General features: G+C 67.8%; 18 protein-coding genes. 5 read left to right on the plus strand and 13 right to left on the minus strand.

What is annotated here, in order from left to right; all coding sequences use genetic code 11:
• Window positions 1-53: 53 nt before the first annotated feature.
• The 4 genes from GRI99_RS06110 to GRI99_RS06125 form a co-directional block, all read right to left on the minus strand.
• The gene (locus tag GRI99_RS06110; protein WP_160771153.1) at window positions 54-1,112 is read right to left on the minus strand and encodes a DUF8021 domain-containing protein; all 1,059 of its coding nucleotides are present in this window, start codon (window positions 1,110-1,112) and stop codon (window positions 54-56) included.
• Window positions 1,113-1,198: 86 nt separating this feature from the next.
• The gene (locus tag GRI99_RS06115) at window positions 1,199-1,831 is read right to left on the minus strand and encodes a glutathione S-transferase family protein (protein ID WP_160771154.1); all 633 of its coding nucleotides are present in this window, start codon (window positions 1,829-1,831) and stop codon (window positions 1,199-1,201) included.
• A gap of 4 nt (window positions 1,832-1,835) precedes the next feature.
• Complete coding sequence (gene acs / locus GRI99_RS06120; RefSeq protein WP_160771155.1) at window positions 1,836-3,785, minus strand: acetate--CoA ligase; 1,950 nt, start codon at window positions 3,783-3,785, stop codon at window positions 1,836-1,838.
• 47 nt (window positions 3,786-3,832) lie between these two features.
• Window positions 3,833-4,243, minus strand: coding sequence for a MarR family winged helix-turn-helix transcriptional regulator (locus GRI99_RS06125; RefSeq protein ID WP_160771156.1), 411 nt, complete (start codon window positions 4,241-4,243; stop codon window positions 3,833-3,835).
• 118 nt (window positions 4,244-4,361) lie between these two features.
• On the opposite strand from GRI99_RS06125, the gene GRI99_RS06130 reads away from it, so the two are divergent.
• The 3 genes from GRI99_RS06130 to GRI99_RS06140 all read left to right on the plus strand — a co-directional run bounded on the left by GRI99_RS06130 (window position 4,362) and on the right by GRI99_RS06140 (window position 7,734).
• A complete protein-coding gene (locus GRI99_RS06130; RefSeq protein WP_160771157.1) occupies window positions 4,362-5,225 on the plus strand; it encodes a p-hydroxycinnamoyl CoA hydratase/lyase in 864 nt (287 codons plus the stop codon).
• A 103-nt stretch (window positions 5,226-5,328) separates the two neighbouring features.
• Entirely contained in the window at window positions 5,329-7,449 is a 2,121-nt protein-coding gene (locus GRI99_RS06135) for an acetate--CoA ligase family protein (RefSeq protein ID WP_160771158.1), read from the plus strand.
• A 3-nt stretch (window positions 7,450-7,452) separates the two neighbouring features.
• Window positions 7,453-7,734, plus strand: coding sequence for an antibiotic biosynthesis monooxygenase (locus tag GRI99_RS06140; protein WP_160771159.1), 282 nt, complete (start codon window positions 7,453-7,455; stop codon window positions 7,732-7,734).
• On the opposite strand, the gene GRI99_RS18450 is transcribed toward GRI99_RS06140, so the two are convergent.
• Window positions 7,731-8,549 (minus strand): hypothetical protein, encoded by an 819-nt coding sequence (locus tag GRI99_RS18450; RefSeq protein ID WP_202392965.1) that lies wholly within the window; start codon window positions 8,547-8,549, stop codon window positions 7,731-7,733. The two genes, GRI99_RS06140 and GRI99_RS18450, sit on opposite strands and share 4 nt — an antisense overlap.
• Before the next feature lie 76 nt (window positions 8,550-8,625).
• Here GRI99_RS18450 and GRI99_RS06145 point away from each other — a divergent pair, with 76 nt between their 5' ends.
• Entirely contained in the window at window positions 8,626-9,582 is a 957-nt protein-coding gene (locus tag GRI99_RS06145) for an aldo/keto reductase (RefSeq protein WP_160771160.1), read from the plus strand.
• 6 nt (window positions 9,583-9,588) lie between these two features.
• On the opposite strand, the gene GRI99_RS06150 is transcribed toward GRI99_RS06145, so the two are convergent.
• Window positions 9,589-12,048, minus strand: coding sequence for a PhoX family protein (locus tag GRI99_RS06150; RefSeq protein ID WP_160771161.1), 2,460 nt, complete (start codon window positions 12,046-12,048; stop codon window positions 9,589-9,591).
• Window positions 12,049-12,228: 180 nt separating this feature from the next.
• Between GRI99_RS06150 and GRI99_RS06155 the strand changes: the two genes are divergently transcribed.
• Complete coding sequence (locus GRI99_RS06155) at window positions 12,229-12,486, plus strand: hypothetical protein (protein ID WP_160771162.1); 258 nt, start codon at window positions 12,229-12,231, stop codon at window positions 12,484-12,486.
• Here the strand turns inward: GRI99_RS06155 and GRI99_RS06160 are convergent.
• From GRI99_RS06160 to tsaD, 7 genes are all read right to left on the minus strand, one after another.
• The gene (locus tag GRI99_RS06160) at window positions 12,483-13,568 is read right to left on the minus strand and encodes a serine hydrolase domain-containing protein (RefSeq protein WP_160771163.1); all 1,086 of its coding nucleotides are present in this window, start codon (window positions 13,566-13,568) and stop codon (window positions 12,483-12,485) included. The genes GRI99_RS06155 and GRI99_RS06160 overlap by 4 nt on opposite strands.
• Window positions 13,569-13,636: 68 nt before the next feature.
• A complete protein-coding gene (locus tag GRI99_RS06165; protein WP_160771164.1) occupies window positions 13,637-14,521 on the minus strand; it encodes a DUF8021 domain-containing protein in 885 nt (294 codons plus the stop codon).
• Between the two features lie 73 nt (window positions 14,522-14,594).
• The gene (locus GRI99_RS06170; protein WP_160771656.1) at window positions 14,595-15,770 is read right to left on the minus strand and encodes an acyl-CoA dehydrogenase; all 1,176 of its coding nucleotides are present in this window, start codon (window positions 15,768-15,770) and stop codon (window positions 14,595-14,597) included.
• Between the two features lie 74 nt (window positions 15,771-15,844).
• Window positions 15,845-16,381 carry a helix-hairpin-helix domain-containing protein gene (locus tag GRI99_RS06175; RefSeq protein ID WP_160771165.1) on the minus strand — a complete coding sequence of 179 codons (537 nt, stop codon included), beginning with the start codon at window positions 16,379-16,381 and terminating at the stop codon, window positions 15,845-15,847.
• 65 nt (window positions 16,382-16,446) lie between these two features.
• Window positions 16,447-18,000 carry a lipopolysaccharide biosynthesis protein gene (locus tag GRI99_RS06180; protein ID WP_439098425.1) on the minus strand — a complete coding sequence of 518 codons (1,554 nt, stop codon included), beginning with the start codon at window positions 17,998-18,000 and terminating at the stop codon, window positions 16,447-16,449.
• Window positions 17,997-19,007: an NAD(P)H-dependent glycerol-3-phosphate dehydrogenase gene (locus GRI99_RS06185; protein WP_160771166.1), complete on the minus strand. Its 1,011-nt coding sequence runs from the start codon at window positions 19,005-19,007 to the stop codon at window positions 17,997-17,999. Before GRI99_RS06185 ends, GRI99_RS06180 begins: the two co-directional genes overlap by 4 nt.
• Window positions 19,004-20,041: a tRNA (adenosine(37)-N6)-threonylcarbamoyltransferase complex transferase subunit TsaD gene (gene tsaD / locus GRI99_RS06190; RefSeq protein WP_160771167.1), complete on the minus strand. Its 1,038-nt coding sequence runs from the start codon at window positions 20,039-20,041 to the stop codon at window positions 19,004-19,006. The genes GRI99_RS06185 and tsaD overlap by 4 nt, the downstream gene beginning before the upstream one ends.
• Window positions 20,042-20,069 lie beyond the last annotated feature (28 nt).

Below are 20,069 nucleotides of genomic sequence, written 5' to 3' on the forward strand. Positions count from 1 at the left end.
CCTACCGGCCTGTTAGGGATACCCTGCGCAGGGTTACCTAAGGTTCCCGCCTGTCAGCGCACGTCGAGCACTTCCTCGCTGCGGCACTGCTGGTAAGTGCCCCAGCCGGAACACATGCCATAGGGGCTGCGGATGAAGATTGCCTCGATGCGGGAAATCTGCCCGTTCTCCACCTTGAACAGCTCGCCCAGTTCCCAGGTCCAGTTGATCGGCCGGTGATCGAAGAAAGCGAAGGCGAAAACCACCCCGCGCTCCTCGTCCACCGCCACCACCCGCCGCTCGCGCACGCCGGTAACGGTGCCGACCAGGCTGGTTTCGAACTGGCCGCGGCAGGTCTGGATCGAACCGAAGGCGGGCCGGTCCGGCAGGGCGGCGCGCTCGGCGTCGGAGGCGGCGGCGATCATGCCGTTTTCCAGCCGCAGGCAATCGTCGGTGAAAGGGTAGTAATCGTTGCCGGTGTTGCGCTCCACCGCCTCGAAATAGGCGTTGGCCACTTCCACCAGTTCGGCGCGGGTGTGGCGCTGCCCTTCCGGCACGGGTTCGGCATAGCCGGCCCAGGGGCTGCCCAGCGCATGCACCGCCCCGCCGATATCGGGGAAGGGGTTGGTGGATGGGCCGGAGGCGGCACCCAGCGCCCGGTCCGGGCGGGCGGCAACATGTTCCACCTCGGTGATCCTGCCATCACGGCCCACCCGCAGGCGCAGGGCCAGGCCCACGTGCTCGGGCGCACGCTGCGGGCCGGTGGCGGAGCTGTTGGCCTGTTCCTGCACCGTCACCAGCGCGGCCACCTGCCCGGTGGTGACATCGGACACGACCAGCCGATAGCCCTGCGGCGAGACGGTGGTGGCCCACAGCCCCTCGTTGCCCAGCGGCAGCTCCACCCCGTTCTCGGTAAAGCGGGCGTGGCGGGCAAACAGGTCATCCGAAACGACCCCGTCGCTCATCGCCGTCAGATAGGCTTCCAGCTTGCCTTCCAGGCAGGCGCGCTCGCAAGTGTTGGGCTCCATCTCCAGCGGCACCCCGGCGACCACGTGGGCCGGCTGGGCCTGGGCCGGTGCGGCCAGGGCGACAAGGCAGGTGGCCGCAAGCGCGGCGCGGATGGTTGTGGTCATGGCTCTCCCCCATTGCTGTTATGGCCGGGAGATTAGCCGCGCGGGGGGCGCTGGCCAGCACCAAATTGTAACGGTCCGGATGGCCCTCAGACAGCGATGGAACGCTGGTAGGCGGGCCGTGCCTGCAACCGCGCCCAATAGGCGGCGACATGTGGCGGCAGGGCCACTTCCACCCGGGTGAACTCGGCCAGCAGGAAGGCATAGCCGATCGAGATGTCGGCGATGGTGAACCGCTCCCCGGTCACGAAAGGGCGGCCATCGGCCAGCACGCTGTCGAGGTAAGCCAGCCGCTTCTCCACCTGGCCAAGCTGGTCGGCGATGGTGGCATTGGTGTGCTCGCCGCTGAACACGCGGGTGCGGAAAATGGTGCCGATGGGGGTGGCCAGGTCCGCCTCGCCGAAGTGCAGGAACTGCAGGTGGTGGGCATAGTGCGCGGCATCGGGCCGGGGGCCGACGGCGAGGGCAATGGCCCGCTCGTTCCCCGCCACCAGCCGCCGGCCGGTGATGTAGAGCAGGATGGCGATGCTCTCGAACATGGTGATCGGGTCATCCGCATCGTCGTCAACGATGGTGGGGACGCTGCCCAGCGGGTTTATGTCCAGGAAGCTCTCCGGCACCGGAATGCCGAACTTTTCGAGGGCGTAGGGCTCCTCCATCTCCTCCATCAGCCAGACGATCCGCTGGCTGCGCGAACTGGGCACGTGATAGATGGTGATCATCGTCTTACCCCTTTGCGTGCGGGCTGTTCTTCAGCAGGTCGTCCACCACACTCGGGTCGGCCAGGGTGCTGGTATCGCCCAGGTTGCCCACATCGTTCTCGGCGATCTTGCGCAGGATGCGCCGCATGATCTTGCCGCTGCGGGTCTTGGGCAGGGCGGGGGCGAATTGCAGCACGTCGGGCGTCGCGATGGGGCCGATTTCCTTGCGCACCCAGGCAATCAGCTCGCGGCGCAGCCCGTCGGTATCCTCCACCCCGTCCATCGTGGTGACATAGGCATAGATGCCCTGGCCCTTGATATCGTGCGGCATGCCGACCACGGCAGCTTCGGCCACCAGGTCATGCTCCACCAGCGCGCTTTCGATCTCAGCCGTGCCCATACGGTGGCCGGACACGTTGATCACATCGTCGATCCGGCCAGTGATCCAGTAGTAGCCATCGGCATCGCGGCGGCAGCCGTCGCCGGTGAAATACTTGCCGGGATACTGGCTGAAGTAGGTCTGGATGAAGCGCTCGTGATCGCCATAGACGGTGCGCATCTGGCCGGGCCAGCTATCGGTGAGGACCAGCGCGCCTTCGGTAGCGCCGTCCAGCACGTGGCCGTTGGCAGGATCGACCACCTGCGGCTGCACGCCGAACAGCGGGAAGCTGGCCGCGCCGGGCTTCAGCGCATGGGCACCGGGCAGCGGGGTGATCATGTGGCCGCCGGTTTCGGTCTGCCACCAGGTATCGGCGATGGGGCAGCGGCCATCACCCACCACGTTGTAGTACCATTCCCACGCCTCGGGATTGATCGGCTCACCGACCGAACCCAGCAGGCGCAGGGACTTGCGGCTGGTTCTTGTCACCCAGTCATCCCCTTCGCGCATCAGCGCGCGCAGGGCCGTGGGGGCAGCGTAGAAGATCTCCACCTGGTACTTGTCCACCACCTGCCAGAAGCGGGAGTAGTCCGGATAGTTGGGCACGCCTTCGAACATCAGCGTGGTGCCGCCGTTCATCAGCGGGCCGTAGACCACATAGCTGTGGCCGGTGACCCAGCCGATATCCGCCGCGCACCAGTAGATCTGGCCGGGCGAGTAATCGAAGGTATATTCGTGCGTCATGCTGGCCCACACGGCATAGCCGCCGCTGGTGTGCAGCACCCCCTTGGGCTTGCCGGTGGAGCCGCTGGTGTAGAGGATGAACAGCGGATCCTCGGCGTTCATTTCCTCTGCCGGGCACTCGGCGGGCAGGTCTGCCACGGCCTTGGCCCAGTCCACGTCGCGGCCTGCCACGAAGGGCACGTCCGCCCCGGTGTGGCGCAGCATGATCACGGTATCCACCCGCACCTTGTCGCAAGAGGCATCCACGTTGGCCTTCAGCGGTACCTTCTTGCCGCCGCGCAGGCCTTCATCGGCGGTGATGATGACGGTGCTGGCGCAGTCCTCGATCCGGCCCGCCAGCGCGTCGGGGGAGAAACCGGCAAAGACGATCGAATGGACCGCGCCGATGCGGGCGCAGGCGAGCATCGCCACGGCGGCTTCCGGCACCATCGGCAGGTAGATGGTCACCCGGTCCCCGCGCTTCACGCCGCGGTTCTTCAGCAGGTTGGCGAACTTGCCGGTCGCTTCGTAGAGTTCGCGATAGGTGAGCTGGCGGGCGGGGGTATCGGGATGGTCCGGCTCCCACAGGATCGCCACGGTATCGCCGCGCTCGGCCAAATGCCGGTCAAGGCAGTTGGCGGCCAGGTTCAGCGTGCCGTCCGCGAACCAGCGGATGCGGAAATCGTCAGCCGCGAAGCTGGTGTCCTTGATCTGGGTGGGGAGCTTCAGCCAGTCCAGCCGCTGCATTTCCTTGCGCCAGAACCCCTCCGGATCGGCGACCGACTGCGCGTACATCTGCGTGTAGCGGTCGGCAGTAATCTTCGCCCCGGAGGCCCATTCGGCCGGCACCGGGTGGAGGGCGTGTTCGTGCATTATCGGCTCCCAATTCCTGTGGGCGGACTGGTAGGAAATCTGCGGGCCTAGCGCCAGAGGGCATCCAGCGCGGGCAGCAGGTGATCGCGGTGTTCGGCGGGAACCCGGGCCAGCAGGTTCTGCTCGAATTCCTCGATGATGGCGTGAGCCTTGCCCACCAGCGTCTTGCCGCTGGCAGTCAGCGTCAGCCCCTGGCTCTTGCCGTCGATCGGGGTGCGGTCGATCCAGCCGGCATCTTCCAGCCGCTTCAGCAGCGGCACCATATTGGCCCGCTGGATATCCAGGTGGCGGCCGAGGGCGCTGGCGGTAATCGCGGGGTTCGCTTCCACCAGCAGCAGGACGGAGGCGTCCACCTGCTTCAACCCCAGGTCCGCCAGCCGCGCGCTGAGCTGGGCCGCCGTGGCGTGGGCTGCGCGGCGCAGGGCATAGCCGGGATACTGGGGCAGGGGATCACGCATGGCAGGCAGGCTAACAATTGCTGTTGCCCATAGCAATCCCGATAGCTATGAATGATAACAATATTCACCGCGACGGCGACTCGGGTCCGGGTGTCCGCCGCAATGAGGAGAGAGCACCATGGCCAAAGCCCCGTCGCAACCCGATCCCCGCCCGCAATCCGAAACCGTCAAGTACGAGATCGTCGATGGCGTGGCCTGGGTCTATTTCAACCGCCCCGACAAGCGCAACTGCATGAGCCCCAACCTCAACCGGCAGATGAAGATCGTGCTGGAAGAGCTGGAATTCCGCGATGACGTGCAGGTGCTGGTGCTGACCGGCGAGGGCTCCTCGTGGTCGGCGGGCATGGACCTGCTGGAATACTTCCGCCACGCCGAGCAGGAAGGCCTGCACAAGGTCCGTCAGCACCAGCGCGAAGCCTATTCGTGGTGGGAACGCCTGCGCTGGTACGAGAAGCCCACCGTGGCGATGATCAACGGCTGGTGCTTCGGCGGCGCTTACGGCCCGCTGTATGCCTGCGACCTGGCGTTCTGCGCCGACGAGGCCCAGTTCGGCCTGTCGGAAATCAACTGGGCCATCCTGCCCGGCGGCGGGGCCAGCAAGGTGGCGGCAGAGCTGCTGCCGTTCCGCGATGCCATGTATCACGCGATGATGGGTGAAAACCTCACCGGCCCGCAGGCCGCGGCGCTGCGCATGGTCAACGAATCGCTGCCGGCCGACAAGCTGAAGGCCCGCGTGCAGGAAGTGTGCGATGTGCTGAAGAAGAAGGACAGCCAGGCCGTGCGCGCCACCAAGTGGGCCATGCGCCGGGTCATGGAAATGACCTATGACAACGCCGAGGACTACCTGATCCGCGCGCAGGAAGCGCTGAACCAGTTCGGCGGCCTGGAATCGCGCAAGGAAGCGACCAAGCAGTTCCTTGACGAGAAGACCTTCAAGCCGGGCCTTGGCACCTTCGACAAGACGAAGCTGCAGAAGGACTGAGCCTGATCAATGAACGAAGCGTCACCCCTGCCCATAGGCGGGGGTGACGTTTTTCGCGTGCCGGTTTAGGACGCGCTGCCAATTCCAGGGAAGAGAACCGCCGATGACCACCCGCCGCTTCACTAATGAACAGATCGACCGCCTGCTGCGCCCCAAGTCGGTAGCGGTTATCGGCGCATCGGACCGGCACGGGGCCCTTGGCTGCACGCTGCTGAACAACCTGGTGCAATACAAGTTCGACGGGGCGATCTATCCGGTGAACCCCAAGCGCGACGAGTTGCAGGGCCTGAAGGTCTATCACACCGTCAACGACCTGCCGCACGGCGTGGACTGCGCGGTGCTGGCGATCCCGCGCCCCTTCGTGATCGAGACCGTGCGCGACCTGGCCAAGAACGGCTGCGGCGCCGTGGTGATCTATGCCGCCGGGTTCTCCGAAGCAGGCGAGGAAGGCGCGAAGGACCAGGCCGAACTGGCCCGCATCGCGCAGGAATACGGCATCGTGATCGAAGGGCCCAACTGCCTGGGCTGCACCAACTATGTCGAAGGCATCCCGCTGACCTTCGTGGAAACTAACATGAAGCAGCCCGGCCCCGGCCAGCGTGCCGTGGGCATTGCCAGCCAGTCGGGCGCGCTGGCGGCGGTGCTGGCCACCACCCTGCACCCGCGCGGCTGCTATGTCTCCACCTCCGTTTCCACCGGCAACGAGGCGGCTTCGGGCGTGGAGGACTATGTCGAATGGCTGGTTGACGATCCCGCCACCCACGTCATCGCCATGTATGTCGAGAACTTCCGCCGCCCCGCCGCCTTCCTGGCGGCAGCGCGGCGTGCGCGGGCGGCAGGCAAACCGATCGTGCTGCTGCACCCGGGCAAGAGCGCCAAGGCGCAGGAATCGGCCGCCACCCATACCGGTGCGATGGCGGGCGACTATGCGCTGATGAAGGCCAAGCTGACCCGCGAAGGGGTGATCTTCGCCAATACGCTGGAAGAGCTGGCCGACATCGCCTCCATCGCCGTCACCTGCAAGAGCCTGCCGGGCGCCAACATGGCGGTGCTGGGCGAAAGCGGCGCGCTGCGTGGCCTGGCCTTCGACATCGCTGACGAGATCGGGCTGGACCTGGTGGACCTGAACGATGCCAACAGCCCGAAGATCCGCGCCGTGCTGCCCGATTTCGTGCCGGTGTCCAACCCCACCGACATCACCGCCATCGGCCTGTCGGAGCCGGTGATCTACACCAACCTGCTGCGCGCGCTGCTGGAGGACGAGCGGATCGGCAGCGTGGTGGCCAGCATCATCCAGTCCGATCCGATCACCAGCAAGATCAAGTTCCCGCCGATCCAGGCAGCGATTGCCGATGGTGACCTGACCAAGCCGCTGGTCTTTGCCGGGGTGGACGAGGGCGCCAACGTGCCGCAGGAATACATCGACGGCCTGGCCGCTGCCGGCATTCCCTATTTCCGCTCCACCGAGCGGGCCTATCGCGCCATCGCGCGGCTGGCTGACCTGTCCAAGCGCGATCTGACCGACCGTTCGGGCGAACCCGTGGTGCTGCCGGCATTGGCGGACGAGCACGGCGTGATCCCGGAATACAAGGCCAAGGCCCTGCTTGCCCCGGCCGGCATTGCCTTCCCCAAGAGCCAGTTTGCCCCCGATGCCGATGCCGCCGTGGCCGCCGCCGAGGCAGTCGGCTATCCCGTGGTGATGAAGGCCCAAGCCGCCGCGCTCGGCCACAAGAGCGACGCGGGCGGGGTGATCCTGAACCTCAAGACGCCTGACGATGTGCGCGCCGCCTTCGAGCGGATGTATGCCAGCGTGGCAGCCTACAACGCCAGCATCGCGCTCGACGGCGTGCTGATCGAGGCGATGGGCAAGATGGGCACCGAGATGATCGTGGGTGCCAAGTCCGATCCCGAATGGGGGCCGGTGGTGCTGGCCGGCTTCGGCGGCGTGACGGCGGAAATCCTGAAGGACGTGAAGCTGTTCACCACCGACCTCGGCCGTGACCAGGTAGTCGAAGGGCTGCTGTCGCTGAAGCAGGCACCGATCCTGAAGGGCTATCGCGGCAGCCCTGCGCTGGATGTGGAAGCACTGGCCGATCTTATTGTGCAGGTGGGCCAGGTGATGGCGGGAAACCCCTCGATCCGCGAGATCGACCTCAACCCGGTGATCGTGCATCCCAAGGGTCAGGGCGTGGTCGCGCTGGATGCGCTGATGTTGGTGGATTGAGGCTTGCCCTGCGTCCTCATCATCCACGAGGTCGCCGAATACGCGCACTGGAAAGCGGCCTTCGATGCCGCCGTCGGCCTGCGCCGCGATGCGGGTGAACTGAGTTATCAGCTGCTGGCCTTCGATGATGATGCCAACAAGGTGGTCCATTTTTCGGAATGGACCAGCCTTGCCGCCGCGCGGGCGTTTTTCCAAAGCGAGGTAGTGGCCGAAGTCCGCCGCCGCGCCGGGGTGAAGGAACCGGAGTTCTGCTACCTTGAGCGGCTGGAAGCGGGCACGCTCTAGTTCGGCGCTGCCCGCCGCCCTTCGGTATAGCTGATCCTGATCCGCACCCAGGCGCCGATCAGGCTCTGGTTGCCCCTGCGCGGCGGGCGCACCTGGAATTGCCAGGCGGTGGCCAGAACCGCGTTCATCATGTTGGAACTGGTGGGATACTGCTCGATTCCCACGCAATCCGTCACCGCCCAGCGCGGCGCTGTCTTGCAGGCGATCAGCGCCCAGGCGGGCGGGTCCACGGTGGACAGCGCCGGGCCAAGCTGGGCATCGGTCGGCTCGCGATACCAGCGCGCGGCATAGAGCGGGCTGCCATCGGGCGCGGTGCCGACCACCTGGCTGTCGCCTTCGTTGCGCGCGGCGCTGCCCGGCGGGCCATAGGTGCCGCCACCCTGGCGGATCACGGCGCGCGGACGGTTGGGCGTGGGCGTGGCTTGCGGCTGCGGCTGGGGTTCCTCGGCGGGCGGTTGCGGCGGCGGTGCGGGCGTGCGGATGGGGCTGGGCAGCGGCGGCAGGGCCGATGGCAGCGGCTGTTCCACCGGCGCGGCACCGGGCGTCACCGGGCTGTCGGGCGTGGGTTCTTCCTCGCTGTCGGCCGGATCTGGGTTCTCGGTCTGGTCACCCACGTCAATTGTGGTGAGCGAGGAGAACACCGGCGGCTCCTCGCGCTTCGTCATCCCCAGCGTCAGCAGGATCGCCACCAGCGCCAGTTCCAGCAACAGCGTCAAGGCAATGCCCAGCGCCCTGTCGCCATAGCGGGTCCGCAAGCCGGCAAGGCCACGCGCAGGCGGCTGGTCAAGGTCCGGATCGGGTTGGGGAAGGCTCACAGGGGCGGTGCTCGGGAGCGGGGGATAGGGCAGGCGCGCGCTGGCGTAAATAGCCGCGCTTGGCTAGGTTGTGGCCATGCAGACTGTTCGCCTTGGCCGCACCGAAGCCTTCGTCTCCGTCGCCGGCCTGGGCTGCGGGGGGCACAGCCGCCTGGGGATGGCGCGCGGGGCCAGCGAGGGGGAGGCCGCCCGCGTGGTGAGCCACGCGATAGAGCGCGGGGTGACCTTCATCGATACCGCCCGCATCTATGGCACCGAGGGCGCGGTGGGCCGGGCCATTGCGGATCACGACCGCCCCAGCCTCTACATCTCCACCAAGAGCTGGGTGGGCGAGGGCGGCTCGCAGGAAAGGCCGCGCCTTTACTCGGCCGCAGAGTTCACCGCCAACCTGGAAGACAGCCTGCGCCGCCTTGGCACCGATTACGTGGACCTGTTCCACTTCCACGGGGTGAGCCTGGAGCAATTGCCCCACGTCCGCGAGGTGCTGCTGCCCGCAGTGCGCCGCCAGCAGGAACTGGGCAAGGTGCGGCATATCGGCCTGACCGAGATCTTCCGCTTCGATACCGGCCACGCCATGCTGCGCGAGGCCCTGCCGACGGGTGATTTCGATGTGGTGATGGTGGGCTTCAACCTGCTGAACCAGACCGCGCGCGCTACCGTATTCCCGGTAACGCAGGCACTGGACCTGGGCACGCTGATCATGTTCGCCGTGCGCCGGGGGCTCAACAGCGTGGCCCATGCGGCACAAGCCGTGGCCGAGCTGGTGGCTAAGGGCGAGGTGGACGAAGGCGCGCTCGATCCGGCGGACCCGTTCGGCGCTTTCACCCGACACCCCGACATCGCCGGCCAGCTTGACCTGGCCTACCGCTTCTGCCGCCACGAACCCGGCGCGCAGGTGGTGCTGACCGGCACCGGCAGCACCACCCACCTCGACGAGAACCTGGCCGCGATCCAGCGTCCGCCGCTGCCGGAGGAGGTGCGGGCCACGCTGATGCGTGTCTTCGCCCGCGCCACCTCTGCAAGCGGCGAGTAGCGGGGCCTAGAGCCCCACCACCCCGCCACCATCGCGGGTGATCACCACCACGCCCGAGCGCGGGCGGCCGCTGGCGGTGCCGGCCTGGCTTTGCGGCCAGTTGCTGCTGGGTGCTGCGGCGGAACCGTCTTCGCCCGGGTGTTGGATACCCACGAACAGGGTGCGGCCATCGGGCGTGGAGTCCACCCCGGTGATCTCGCATTCCTTCGGGCCAACCAGGAAGCGCTTCAGGTTGGCGGCAGTGGCCGCCTGGCCGATGAAGGTCGCCTGCTGGCGGGTGGTGCCGCCGGCATCGGTATTGGTGATCGTGCGCGCAGCCCCGTCACCCACGAAACCCGGCAGGGCCGCCAGCATCTGGTTGTTGGTCCGGTCGGTGAACGAACCGTCGTCGGTCTGGAGCCACAGCAGCGGGCGGACCTGGCCGGACACGTTCTGGCTGCGGGCGAACCACAGGCCATCTGGGCTGGCGAAGTCGTTATCGGCATTCAGGCCCGAAAGGTTCACCTGCGCCGGGGCATCGGCGCTGTCCGCCCCGAACAGGTAAATGTCCCACAGGAAGGTGGTGGCGGCCTGGTTGTCGCCGCCCTCGCGGATGCGGACGATGTGGCCATTGGGGTTGCCGGCAGAGGTGCCGCTGCCAACCTGCGAAACGTAGTGACGCGGGTTGGCTGCATCGGTGCCCGCCAGCGGCCGGCCCCCGGCATTGTTGTTGGTGAGGGTGAGGTAGACTTCGCCGGTCACCGGGTTGGTCGCGGTCCATTCCGGCCGGTCCATCGGGGTTGCGCCCAGCGCGTCAGCGGCGAGGCGGGCGTTGACCAGGATATCGGCCTGGCTGGCGAAGACATAGGCCGGTTCGCTGCCTACCGCAGGACGATCGGGCACCTGGCCATAGACCAGCGGCAGCCACTGGCCGGTGCCATCGGCATTGAACTTCGCCACGTAGAGCGTGCCTTCGTCGAGGTACTTGTCACCCACGGCGAGGCGATCGGCGCGGGTGGCGTCGGCGGCTTCCCAGGGGGCGGCAGAGACGAACTTGTAGAAGTACTCGCGGCGGGCATCGTCGCCCATGTAGATCGCCAGCCGCTGGCCGGGGATCGCGCGGCCGGGCCAGGCACCCTCGTGGCCGAAGCGGCCCAGCGCCGTGCGCTTGCGCGGGCGTGACGAGGGATCGTAGGGGTCGATCTCGACCACCCAGCCCATGGTGTTCGGCTCGTTGCGATAGTCGGCCGTGGCGCTGGCGCCCGTGGCGCGGGCATCCCAGCGGGCGAAATGGTCTGCCGTGGGCGTGGTCGAGGACCAGGCGTAGTTGCCGGTGGTGCTGTTGATGCCATAGCGGCGCAGCGCCGTCAGCTCGCGCGCGGTGCGGGCGGCGTTGTCAGTGCCGGCGCCAGAGTTGTCGCGGCGGAAGTAGCCGGCCCAGTTCTCCTCGCAGGTCAGGTTGGTGCCCCAGAAGCTGTGGCCGTTGGCGCAATTGTTGATGGTGCCGCGGCCCTGCGTTCCGTTGGTCGAATGCCTGGTGACCAGGAAGCTTGTGCCGCGCACCGGACCCTTGAAGTCCACCGGGGTGTTGGGGGTGATGCGGCGGTTGAAGCTGCTGTTGGTGACCACCGCCCAGTTGCGGTTGGCGGCTGCATCGCGCACTTCGATGATGCTCACGCCGTGCGCCTCGATCTCCTTGATCGCCTCGGCCGCAGGGCGCGGGCCGGCAGCCACGTTGGTCGGGCCGGAGGGGTGCAGGTACTGCACGCTCAGGTTCTCGTGGTTCTGCACCAGCAGGCCGCGCACGTTGCTGCCATCGTCGCGCGCGCCGGCGGCGTTGAGGCCGTAATAGTAGAGCGCGTCACCATGGTCGCCGATGCGGTTGGCGAAGTCGGTATCGGTGCCGTCGTTCTTGTAGGCGGGAGTGCTGGCGGTCAGCGGATCACCCAGCGCGGTCAGCACCATCGCGGTGTAGCCGGCGGGCACGGTGACCACGTCGCTCAGCGTCTTGGCCACGGCGCCGAAGCTGAGTTGCGCGGGGTTGACGGTGACCACGGTGGTATCGCTGACGCCGCCGCTGAGGATCTGGAAGGTCAATTGGGTGGTGGCGCTGACCGCCGGCGCGATGAAGCTGAGCTGGGTGGGGGTATTGGTCAGCAGCGGAACCGCAGGCCCGCCAATCTGGATGAAGGTGGTGCCGCCGGTCGCGCCACCGGTGCTGGTGGCGTTCAGCGTCACCAGATTGCCGGTAGTGGTCGTCACGTCGGCCCCGGCGTTGACCGCGGGATCGTTGGCCGGGTCGTGCCCGTCATCGCCGCAGGCGGCCAGGACCGAAGTGCCCAGGAAGGCCATGGCGCTGGCCTTCATGCTGCCCATGATCGTCTGGCGGCGTGAAAAGCGCTCATCGGCGAGCTGGTTGAGCGTCGGCAGGGCCGAGCGGTTGGTGTCGATATCGCCGTCTGAATAGCCGGTCACGATGCGATCCATTGTCTGTAATCCCCTGATCAAAAGCCGGTTGGGCCGGGGGGAGGACTAGGGGGGCTGCGTGAAACCTTCGGGTCGATTCCCTGACCGCCATCTGTGCGAAATGCTGCCGGATTGCTGCCGCGCCGCGTCCTTTCCGTGACAGGCCGGGCGGGATCGTTGACTGTCATCAAAGCGTCATCGATGCGGCGCACGCAGAAGACGGACGAGGGGCAGGCGGGGATCATGGGCCAAGATTCGGGCGAAAGGGTGAATGGCTGGCCGATGGGCCACAACCGGCCGGAGGTGACCGCCGGAGATGACCTGTGCCATCTGGCCGAGATTGCCCTGGCGCTGGAAACCTGGCCCGCCCGCAACCCGGTGATGCGCGCCGCGCTCGACCGGGCGAGGGACGAGGTCTTGCGGCTGGCGCAGCAGCAAGAGCGGGAGCCCGCCGCCTAGGCGAACAGGTCCGCCAGGTCAGCCGAGGGGCCCAGCACGTCGCCGATAACACCCGAGACATTGGTGGCGAAGGCCAGGGCAATGTGCAGATCGGGATAGACCACCAGGCTGGCGCGTGCGCCGATCATGCTGCCGCAGTGGTGCCAGCGCAGCCGCCCGCGCGAATCGGTGTCCACCCGCCAGCCCAGTCCCATTGCCGCGTGGGTGCCATCGGCCTGCGTGCGACAGGTGAACAGCACCTGGCGCAGGGCATCGCTGACGGGAGAGTGCGCTCCGGGCAGGTGGGCCGCGCCGAAGCAGGCAATGTCCGGCATTGCCGCAATCAGTCCCCCGCCCGCCCAGCTGTAGCCGGGGTTCAGCGGCAGGGCGGGGGCAAAGCCGTCCACCGCGTCGGGCCAGTTTGCCTGCGGGTTCGTCTTTTGCAACGCCGCCCGCTCCGCCGCACTGGAATAGGGGCGGGCGCGGTGCTTCAGCAGGCGGGCGCGATCGTCCGCCGCCAGGCTGGGCATGGCGAAGGGGCCGGCAATCTCGTCGGTCACAAGTTGCTGGAAACTGGCCCCGGCTGCCGCCTCCAGCACGATCGCGGCCAGCGAGTAGCCGAAGCTGGAATAATGCACGGCTGCGCCCGGAGGTGCGACCAGCGGATCGTTGATGAACAGGGCCAGCACCTGCGCGCTGTTCCAGGTGGAGCGGGTGTGGATCGAGCCGTAAGGCTGTGCCGGGTCGGTATCCCTGGGCAGGTAATGCCGCACCCCGCCACGATGGGTCAGCAGTTGTGCCAGCGTGGTGGCGCGGTGGTGGGCGGGCAGGTCCGGCAGCCAGTAGGCAATGGGGGTATCCAGATCGACCAGCCCGCGCGCGGCCAGGAGGGCGCTCAGCGTGGCGGTGATCGGCTTGCTGACCGAGGCGAGGCGGAAACGGTGGTGCGGCATGGCCACCACGTCATGCTCAAGGTCGACCGTGCCCAGTGCGCCCTGCCACACGATGCCCTGCGTCCCGGCCACTGCGGCCGACAGGGCGGGCACCCTGAAGCGGGCAAACATCCCCTCCAGCCAGCCCTGCGCGCCCGCCGTATCACCCATTTGCCCGCAGTCTCCCTCAGTGCATTACCCAGATAATACACCAGAGAGAGGGGAGCAAGGGCCGGTCATTAAAGCCCGCGCACCGGCTCCTCGCTGGGCCACATGCGCGGGGTGCCGATGGGCAGGAAATCGAACATCGCGTTGATCGCGTGGATCGATCCGCCCCACACCTTGAAGGCTTCCATCGTCACCAGCGCCCGGCCAGGGCCATAGCTGTCGGTGTAGCCGAAATTCATCCACATCAGCACGGTGCCGTTTTCCTCGTCCACTGCCACCACGCTGGGGATCAGGCCGGGGTGGACCATGATCCGCTGCAGGTTTAGGCCGCATTCGGCCCCGCGGCAGCCCTGTCCCGCGGTGATCACGCCGTTCTCCACCCGGTAGGTCTCGGGCGCAAAGGGCACGCCCGCATCTATGAAGTTGCCCGTCCGCAGCCCTTCGGCATAGCGCAGGGCCACGGCCACCATGTCGGCGCGCGACATCTGCATGCCCGCCGGCACCGGGTCATCCATCCCGCGCACCGGCTCGCCTAGCACGCGCGGCTGGAAGGGGCTGTCTGGCGTCACGTGGTGGACCACGGTCTCGATCCCGGCGATGCGCCCGTCCTCCACGTGCAGCGCCAGGTTGACCAGCACCGGCACGTCGCCCTGCAACAGGTGCACGTGCGAAGCGGCCACCTGCCGTTCCACGTCGAGGTAATCGTGCCGGAAGGTGCCCTTGCCGGTCACGCCCTGCCAGAAACCTTCACCCAGCCGGGAGGGGTTGCCGTCTTCGGTCACGCGCAGAGCGTCTGCCAGCGGCAGGCCTGAGGGATCGTGCGCCAGCACGGCATCGACATACTGCGTGACCAGGCCGCCCAGGCACGTGCGGTCGCATTCGCTGGCCGAGGCGGCACCCGGTGCGGCCAGCGCGAGCAGCCCGGCCACGGCGCCGGCAATGGTCCTGAAATACATCGTCTCTCCCCCTTGTCCCGTTATCGGGCGGGAGGATCAGTCCATCAGGCGATCATTTCAAGAAAAAACCATTTCAGAACGCCGCCAGCCCGGTAATCGCGCGGCCCAGGATCAGCGCGTGGATATCGTGCGTGCCTTCATAGGTGTTGACGGTTTCCAGGTTCAGCATGTGGCGCATCACCTGGTATTCCTCGGAGATGCCGTTGCCGCCGTGCATGTCACGCGCCAGGCGGGCGACATCGAGCGCCTTGCCCACGTTGTTGCGCTTGACGATCGAGATCATCTCGGGCGCGAAGCGGCCTTCGTCCATCAGGCGGCCGACCCGCAAAGACGCCTGCGCGCCCAGCGTCAGCTCGGTCAGCATGTTGGCCAGCTTCAACTGGTGGAGCTGGGTGCCCGCCAGCGGCTTGCCGAACTGCTTGCGGTCCAGGCCATACTGGCGCGCGGCGTGGAAGCAGAACTCGCCCGCGCCCAGGGCACCCCAGGAAATGCCATAGCGCGCGCGGTTGAGGCAGCCGAAGGGCCCCTTGATGCCTTCCACGCCCGGCAGCAGGGCATCGCCCGGCACGGCCACATCGTCCATCATGATCATGCCGGTGGTACTGGCCCGCAGCGAAAGCTTGCCGCCGATCTTGGGCGCTTCCAGCCCCTTCATCCCCTTGTCCAGCACGAAGCCGCGCACCTTGCCGCCGTGGGCCTCGCTCTTGGCCCAGACCACGAAGACATCGGCAAACGGGGAATTACTGATCCAGGTCTTGGCGCCGGAGATCCGGTAACCATCGCCGTCCTGCTTCGCCACGGTGCGCATCCCGGCGGGGTCGGATCCGGCATCGGGCTCGGTCAGCCCGAAGCAGCCGATCAGCTTGCCGCTGGCAAGGCCGGGCAGGTACTTCTGCCGCTGGTCTTCCGAACCGTAGGCATGGATCGGGTACATCACCAAGCTCGACTGGACGCTGGCCATGGAGCGATAGCCCGAATCCACCCGCTCGATCTCGCGCGCCACCAGGCCATAGGCAACATAGCTGGCCCCCGCGCCGCCGTATTCCGGCGGAATGGTCACGCCCAGCATCCCGGCCTCGCCCATCTGCGGGAACAGCTCGCTGGCATCGGCCTCCTTCGCGAAGTCCTCGATCACGCGCGGTTGCAGCACGCCTTGCGCAAAGCCGTGCGCGGCATCGCGGATCATCCGCTCCTCGTCGGTCAGCTGGTCATCCAGGTTCAGCGGATCGGCCCAGTCGAAGGGCACCATGTCGGCCATGCAGAAAGTCTCCTTTGAAACCGCCTTTAGCGATCTCCATCCGCCGCGCCAATGGGGCTGAAAGGTCAGTTGTTGCCGAAGCGCTGCGCGAAGGCGGCCTTGTCTCCTGCGGCCAGCAGCTTCGCCTGCTCCACCCAGCTTTCGCGCCGGATGCGGCCCTGAAAGCGGCCGAGCTGCGCGTCGATCCGATCGATATCGGCATCGGTCCAGGCGGCGATCTGGGCGAAGGTGGTGACTCCCTGTTCCGCCAGCAGAGCCTTGATCTTGGGCCCCAGGCCCTTGATCAGCAGCAGGTCATCCCCGCCGGAAGGGGCCGCGGTGGCAACTGTCGGGGCCTCCGGTCCGGGCAGCGTCACCGGGGTGGCATCGGGTTCCACCAGCGGGACGGCAGCCACATCGGTCGGAGCAAGTGTTACGCCGGGAACGACAGCAGGCGGGGCATCGATCAATGCCTGGTTGCGGCGGGCGGGGCCGTCAGCCTCGTCGGGCGTCAGCTCGATCCGCGTGCGCCGGTTGGCCATGACCAGCCACAGCACCACCACGGCTGCCACCAGCAGCGCCACCACCAGCAGCGCCATGTTAGATTGCACCAGATCGGCCATCGCCGTCTCTCCCTCGTCGCGGTTCAGGGCAGGGAATTAGAGGCAGCGCCGCCAGCCTGCAAGGATCAGGGGGCAGCGGGTGCCGCCGGCTCGTCGTCCGCCTTGATCTGGCGGCGGAACAGCACGCGGTCTTCCGGGCCGAAGCCCCATTTCCATATCACCCAGCCGTAGACGGCCAGGATCGCCGGGATGCCAAGCACCAGTTCCAGCCATTCGGGCAGGCGGATCGCCACCTGGCCCACCAGCACCGCCGCACCGACGGCCCAGACCAGCGGCCAGCGCCAGTTGTTGACCGGGTGGCCCAGGATGCGGCTGAGCATCACCGCCTTGATGATGGAGGCCACGCCCAGTGCCAGCATCAGCGCGGCAGCGGCGGCAGCGGCGCGGAAATACTCCACCCGCTCGGGCGAGTTGAACTCGATCCGCTCCACCAGCAGCATCAGGGCCACGGTCAGCACGCCTTGCAGCACGATGGTGCCGATGGAGACCCACAGGTTGCGCAGGCGCGCGACATAGACCAGCGCCGCCTCGCTCACCACGGCAGTGGCCGCCACCACCTCGGCCGCCAGCAGGAAAGCCAGCGCCCCGGTGCCGGGCACGAAGGTGCCGCCTGCGCCGAACAGGCCCATCAGCCCTTCGCCCGGAATGCCCAGCGCCAGGCCGATGCCCGCCTGCGCGGCCACGATCCAGAAGCCCACCTGGCACACCTGCCGGGCAATGGCGGCATAGTCCTTCTCCTTCAGCCGGGCGGTGATCACCGGGCCCAGCACCGGCTCGAAACTGGTTTTCAGCTTCTGCGGCAGGCTGGCGACCTGCTGGGCCATGTAATAGACGCCCACGGCCACCGGCCCGGCAAACAGGCCCAGGATGAAGATATCCAGCCGCCGCGTGCCCCATTCGATGGCATCGGCCACGGCCAGTGGCAGGGCGCGCACCGTCATGCGCCAGATGCGCGCCGGGTGCGGGCGATAGCGGCGCGGCAGGCCGTAGGTGCGGAAGAACGGCCACAGCGCCGCCAGCAGGCCGGCATAGATCGACGCGACATAGGCCAGCACCAGGCCTGACTGGCTGGTGGCCGGGATATAGAAGAACACCGCCGCCAGGATCGAGATGGTCCACGGCTCCACCACCGCCCGTGCGCGCACGGTGGTGCCCACGTCGTACTTGTAGGCCTGCGCGGCCAGCACGATCTCGGTCAAGGCAAAGCCGGGCAGGGCCAGCACCACCCAGCGATCCAGCGGGGTATAGATGCCGCTGGGAAACAGCGGGGCGGGAAACCAGAACAGCGCCAGCCCGCACAAGGCCGACAGCACCAGGCAAACCAGCACCGAATCGGCGATGAGGTTGGCAGGCCGGGCCACCCCCTCGGCCAGCCGCTGGGCGAGGCCGCGCTTCTCGCCGATCGAGCAAACCAGCGCGAGCAGCTCCACGATGACCAGGGCGGAGGCAAAGCGGCCCACGCTTTCCGCGCCATACAACCGCCCGGCCACGAACAGGAACGGGATGCGCGCCACCAGCCGCAGCACGAAGCCCATGACATTGGTGCGCCCGCCCTTGGCCAGCGCGGCAATGTCACCCTGTGGTGGCCCGGCCTTTGCCTCGTCCGAAGCGCGGCTCAACGCGGCGCCCCTTCGGCCTGGTTCTCGGCCTTCAGGGGCCGGGTGAGCATGTCCTGCACCACGTGGGCGGCCGATGCCCCGGCCAGCATGGCGCAAACCGCGTCCACGATGGGCATGTCCACGCCCTGGGCGGCGGCAAGCTGCTGCAGCACCGGCGCGGTAAAGGCGCCTTCGGCCACGGTGCGCCGGTCGCGCATCAGGGCTTCGGCAGCCTGGCCTTCGCCCAGCGCCTTGCCCAGGCTGAAGTTACGGCTGGAAGTGGACGAGCAGGTGAGCACCAGGTCACCCAGCCCGCACAGGCCCGACAGCGTGTCGCGGCGCGCACCCAGCGCCTCGCCAAAACGCAGCATCTCGGCATAGCCGCGGCTGATCAGCGCGGCGCGGGCGTTCTGGCCCAGCTTCAGGCCTTCCACCACGCCGCAGGCGATGGCCAGCACGTTCTTGACCGAGCCGCCCACTTCCGCGCCGGTCAGGTCATCCGAATAATAGGGCCGGAAGGCGGGCCGGGCGATCTGCGGGGCGAGCCGTTGCCACTGCTCCTCCCCGCCGCCGCAGGCCAGGGTGACGGCGGTGGGCAGGCCGGCGGCCACCTCATGCGCGAAGGTGGGGCCGGACAGGACGGCGATGGAGCTGGCGGGGCAGGCGGCGCTGGCCACGTGGTTCATCAGGCGGCCGGTACCGGCCTCGATCCCCTTGGAACACAGCACCAGGTCACGCGGAGCCTGCGGCAGCCGGGCTAGGACGCTGCCCAGGTGCTGCGCGGGGGTGACCGCCAGCAGCACCTCGCACGCGGCAAGATCGGCCAGTTCGGCCGTGGCGCGGATGGCGGGCGAGAGTGTGGCAGAGGGCAGGAACAGCTCGTTGCGGTGGGTGCGGTTGATCGCCCCGGCCAGCCCGTCCTCCAGCGCCCACAGCAGCACCGGGGTGCCGTCTGCTGCCAGCATCTGCGCCAGCGCCGTGCCCCACGCGCCAGCGCCGATGACGCCGATTTGCGATGCTGCATTCATGCCTTGTACCCCGCGCCGCGCACCAGTTCTGCTGCCGGATCGAGTGGCCAGCGCGGGCGGGCGGATACGTCCAGCGGATCGGCCGCGTGGCCCGCGGCCAGCTTCTCGATCCCCGCCCAGGCGATCATCGCGGCATTATCGGTACACAGCGCCATCGGCGGGGCGATGAACGGCAGGCCGTGGTCCGCCGCCAGCCCCTCCAGCGCGGCGCGCACCGCCTTGTTGGCCGCCACGCCGCCTGCCACCACCAGCGCGGTGACCGGTTCCATCGTGGCAAGGGCAATGCGGGTGCGATCCAGAACGCAGTCGATCGCGGCCTGCTGGAAGCTGGCGGCGATATCCTCGGGCCGGTGCTGGCCGCTGTCCACCGCGCGCAGCACCGCGCTTTTCAGGCCGGCGAAGGAGAAGTGCGGCTCGCCGCTGCCCACCAGCGGGCGGGGCAGGGGCACGGCCCTGGGGTTGCCGGTGGCGGCCAGCCGCTCCACCGCCGGACCGCCGGGATAGCCCAGGCCCAGCACCTTGGCGCTCTTGTCGAAGGCTTCGCCCAGCGCATCGTCGATCGTGGTGGCGAGGCGCTGGTATTGCCCCACGCCCGCCACCCGCAGCACCTGGCAGTGCCCGCCGGAGACGAGCAGCAGGGCATAGGGGTATTGCAGAGAGGCATCGGCCAGTCGCGGGCTCAGCGCATGGCCTTCCAGGTGGTTGATCGCCAGCAACGGCTTGTCCCCCGCCATGGCCAGCGCCTTGGCAGTGACCAGGCCGACCATCACTCCGCCGATCAGCCCCGGACCGGCGGTGGCGGCGATCGCGTCAAGCTCGTCCAAGCCAACTTTGGCTTCGTTCAGCACCTTTTCGACCAGCGGAACAAGCCGTTCGGCATGGGCGCGGGCGGCAATTTCGGGGACCACGCCACCATAGGGCGCGTGCTCGGCCTCCTGGCTGGCGATGGCCTGCGCCAGGATGCGCCGGTCACCGTCTACCAATGCGGCGGCGGTTTCGTCGCACGAACTCTCTATGCCCAGCACCAGCACCATCGTGCCGCTTCCACTGGACGCAATCGCC

Source organism: Alteraurantiacibacter buctensis, assembly GCF_009827655.1.
GTDB lineage: Bacteria > Pseudomonadota > Alphaproteobacteria > Sphingomonadales > Sphingomonadaceae > Alteraurantiacibacter > Alteraurantiacibacter buctensis.

Coding starts and splice junctions, on each gene's coding strand:
- GRI99_RS06160 (WP_160771163.1), bottom strand. CDS start 13,568: ATGGGTGATACGGCGGGCGCGCAGGGCTGGCTGGAGGGGATGTTTGCC.
- GRI99_RS06130 (WP_160771157.1), top strand. CDS start 4,362: ATGGCCAAAGCCCCGTCGCAACCCGATCCCCGCCCGCAATCCGAAACC.
- GRI99_RS06145 (WP_160771160.1), top strand. CDS start 8,626: ATGCAGACTGTTCGCCTTGGCCGCACCGAAGCCTTCGTCTCCGTCGCC.
- GRI99_RS06185 (WP_160771166.1), bottom strand. CDS start 19,007: ATGAATGCAGCATCGCAAATCGGCGTCATCGGCGCTGGCGCGTGGGGC.
- GRI99_RS06165 (WP_160771164.1), bottom strand. CDS start 14,521: ATGTATTTCAGGACCATTGCCGGCGCCGTGGCCGGGCTGCTCGCGCTG.
- GRI99_RS06110 (WP_160771153.1), bottom strand. CDS start 1,112: ATGACCACAACCATCCGCGCCGCGCTTGCGGCCACCTGCCTTGTCGCC.
- GRI99_RS06170 (WP_160771656.1), bottom strand. CDS start 15,770: ATGGTGCCCTTCGACTGGGCCGATCCGCTGAACCTGGATGACCAGCTG.
- GRI99_RS06150 (WP_160771161.1), bottom strand. CDS start 12,048: ATGGATCGCATCGTGACCGGCTATTCAGACGGCGATATCGACACCAAC.
- GRI99_RS06175 (WP_160771165.1), bottom strand. CDS start 16,381: ATGGCCGATCTGGTGCAATCTAACATGGCGCTGCTGGTGGTGGCGCTG.
- GRI99_RS06135 (WP_160771158.1), top strand. CDS start 5,329: ATGACCACCCGCCGCTTCACTAATGAACAGATCGACCGCCTGCTGCGC.
- GRI99_RS06115 (WP_160771154.1), bottom strand. CDS start 1,831: ATGATCACCATCTATCACGTGCCCAGTTCGCGCAGCCAGCGGATCGTC.
- GRI99_RS06125 (WP_160771156.1), bottom strand. CDS start 4,243: ATGCGTGATCCCCTGCCCCAGTATCCCGGCTATGCCCTGCGCCGCGCA.
- GRI99_RS06155 (WP_160771162.1), top strand. CDS start 12,229: ATGCGGCGCACGCAGAAGACGGACGAGGGGCAGGCGGGGATCATGGGC.
- tsaD (WP_160771167.1), bottom strand. CDS start 20,041: ATGGTGCTGGTGCTGGGCATAGAGAGTTCGTGCGACGAAACCGCCGCC.
- acs (WP_160771155.1), bottom strand. CDS start 3,785: ATGCACGAACACGCCCTCCACCCGGTGCCGGCCGAATGGGCCTCCGGG.